Source organism: Marinimicrobium sp. UBA4509, assembly GCF_002388575.1.
Classification (GTDB): Bacteria; Pseudomonadota; Gammaproteobacteria; order Pseudomonadales; family Cellvibrionaceae; genus Marinimicrobium; species Marinimicrobium koreense.
Map to the genome: position 1 here is coordinate 382 of NZ_DGMV01000017.1, position 3,205 is coordinate 3,586.

Consider the following 3,205-nt stretch of genomic DNA (forward strand, 5'->3'; position numbering starts at 1 on the left):
GAAGGTGAGCATGAGGAGGAAGGTGAGCATGAGGAGGAAGGTGATCATGAAGAGGAAGGGGGGCACGGCCACGAAGACGAGAACGGTGGCCATGAAGAAGCGGCCACCGCAAGCATCAATGCCAAACAGAAAGAGCTCGCCGGCATTGAAGTAGCAACCCTTGAGAGCAAGCGCGTTGACTATGAAATCTACGCGCCCGGTGAGCTGCTAACCAACGGCTATACCAGCTATCACGTGTCCCCCCGGGTTGCCTCAGTGGTGCTGCGGCGTCACGTGGAACTGGGTGAGCACGTAACCAAGGGCCAGCCGCTGGTAACCCTGTTCAGTGAGACGGTGGCACAGGCGCAGGCGGATTACAGGAAAGCTTTTCCTGAATGGAAGCGAATCAGCGGGCTGGGTCGTTCCGTGGTTGGCGATCAGCGGTTCAATACAGCGAAAGCCAACATTGAAGCAGCAAGGGCGACTCTGCTTGCTTACGGGCTGAACGATGATGACATTGGTGCGTTGAAGGCCAGCGGGGTGGATAGTCTCGGTGAATACATGCTCAGGGCTCGCGTGGATGGTGCAGTACTGACCGATGAGTTTGAGCAAGGACAAAGAGTTGAGGCTGGCCAGCCGCTGGTGACTCTTGCTGATGAGAGTGAGCTTTGGGTAGAAGCCCATCTGCCAGCAAGCTCCGACATTGTTCTAGAGAAGGGCGCGGAAGCCGAAGTCAGGGCAGCGGGTCGTGTGGGCGTGGCAACGGTGTCCCAGGAAGCCCACACCATTGATCCTGTGACCCGCACGCGGATTGTCAGGCTTGAGCTGGACAATCCTGAAGATCGTTTTCATCCAGGAATGTTCGCAGATGTGTATTTTCGTTTTAAGACCAGCGAGCCGGTGCTTGCCGTGCCGGAGACTGCATTGATGCGTGGCGCGGACGGCGACTGGACGGTCTATGTGGAAGAGGCCGAAGGCGAGTATGAACCCGTGGAAGTGGAACTGGGCCGCTCAATTGGCGGGCTCCGTGAGGTTTCCGGCCTGGCTGCGGGCCAACGAGTCGTTTTGCGGGGCGCATTTTTTGTGGCCTCTGAGATTGCCAAAGGCGGCTTTGATCCGCACAACCACTGATTCCGGGAGTCATTATGTTCAACCGAGTTGTCGACTGGGCGGTTCAGAACCGCCTGTTGGTTCTTATTGCGCTTGCAGTGCTTATCGCCACGGCCGCGTTTCAGATACCAAAACTGAATCTTGATGCTTTCCCCGACGTTACAAACGTCCAGGTCGCTGTTAATACAGAGGCGCCCGGACTTGCGGCTGAGGAAGTCGAGCAGCTGATCACCTATCCCATTGAAGCGGTGATGTATGCGTTGCCGGATGTTGAGGAGGTTCGGTCCATCTCCAAAACCGGGTTGTCTGGTGTCACCGTGGTCTTTAAAGAGGGCACGGATATCTATTTCGCGCGCCAACTGGTTTTCGAGCGGTTGCAGGCCGCGCGGGAGCTGATTCCGGACGGGGTCGGGGTGCCTGAAATGGGGCCGAATACGTCCGGTCTTGGCCAGGTCTACCAGTACTTGCTGATAGCGGACCCGGATTCGGGGTACGACGCAATGGAATTGCGCAGCTTGCACGACTGGCTGGTCAAACTGTTGCTGATACCGGCTGAAGGGGTTACGGAAATCCTGTCGTTTGGCGGAGAGGTCCGCCAGTACCAGGTTAACCTGAACCCGGCGCGAATGCTGTCCTATGACTTATCACAGAACGATGTCATGGAAGCCCTGGAGAACAACAACTCCAATGTTGGGGGCTGGTATATGGGCCGCGGGCAGGAGCAGTTGGTTATTCGCGGTATGGGCTGGCTGGGTAATGGCGAGCAGGGGCTCGAGCAGATCCGTCAGGTGCCCGTTAAAACCAGTGATGGCATTACAGTGACAGTGAACGATGTCGCCGAGGTAGCGCTGGGCACTGAAATTCGCCAGGGTGCGGTAACCATGACCCGGAAGGATGAAGCCGGTCAGGTTGAACAACTGGGTGAAGTGGTTTCTGGCATTGTACTCAAACGAATGGGGGCCAACACAAAAGCCACCATCGACGGCATCGAGGCCCGCATTGATCGCATAAATCAGGCGCTTCCGAGTGGGGTTCGTTTTGAGCCCTATTACAACCAGGCGGATCTGGTGACCAAGGCCGTAGAGACGGTGACCAATGCGCTTTTGTTGGCTTTTGTGTTTATTGCGATTGTGCTTGCCCTGTTCCTGATGAATCTGCGGGCAACAACGCTGGTGCTGCTTTCAATACCGATTTCCATCGGGATTGCCCTGATGATCATGGCCTGGTTCGGTCTCTCGGCCAACCTGATGTCTCTGGGCGGTATTGCTGTGGCAATTGGCATGCTGGTGGATGGCTCTGTTGTTATGGTTGAGAACATTTTCAAGCATCTGACCCATCCCGATGCTGAGCATGACGCCCACCGGAATGAGTTGGCTGAAGGCGACCCCGATCCGCTGGATGCATCGCACGATGATCGTGGCATTGCACTTCGACTGCAGGAAGCGGGCCGGGAAGTGGCGCGGCCGATCTTTTTCGCGACGGCGATTATCCTGGTCGTTTTCATGCCTCTGTTCAGCTTTGAAGGTGTGGAAGCCAAGCTTTTCCAGCCAATGGCGATCAGCATCATGCTGGCCATTGTGTCCGCTGTGATCGTCGCTCTGGTGGTTGTACCCGCGCTGGCGTCATACATGTTCCGTAAGGGTATCCGGGAGCGGGAAAGCTTCATTCTAAAACCCCTGGAAAAGCTCTATCGCATGGGGCTTGCCTGGTCACTGAAGCATAGCCGCGTGGTTGTTGGCGCGGCGGCTGTTCTTGTTGTGCTGGCGGCGCTGGTTGTGCCACGACTCGGCACGGAGTTCGTTCCTGAACTGGAAGAGGGAACGATTAACCTCCGGGTGACCCTGGCCCCTTCATCAAGCCTTGATACGGCGCTTGAAGTGGCGCCAAAACTGGAAGCCATGCTGATGGAATTTCCAGAAGTGACCTACGCCCTGTCCCGGGCGGGCCGACCGGAAATAGGCGGGGATCCGGAGCCCGTTAACAATATAGAGATCTATATTGGCTTAAAACCAACTTCGGAGTGGACCAGCGCCAGTAATCGCTATGAATTGCAGGCCCTGTTTGAGGCGAAGCTCGAACAGCACCCGGGGCTACTGTTTAACTTTTCTCAGCCTAT

2 protein-coding genes are annotated in these 3,205 nt (G+C 56.3%); both read left to right on the forward strand.

Features of this window, described 5'->3' with window-relative positions:
* The coding region (locus B3520_RS01940; RefSeq protein ID WP_286875230.1) for an efflux RND transporter periplasmic adaptor subunit at positions 1-1,110 on the forward strand (1,110 nt) is incomplete at its 5' end.
* Between the two features lie 14 nt (positions 1,111-1,124).
* The coding region (locus B3520_RS01945; RefSeq protein WP_286875233.1) for an efflux RND transporter permease subunit at positions 1,125-3,205 on the forward strand (2,081 nt) is incomplete at its 3' end.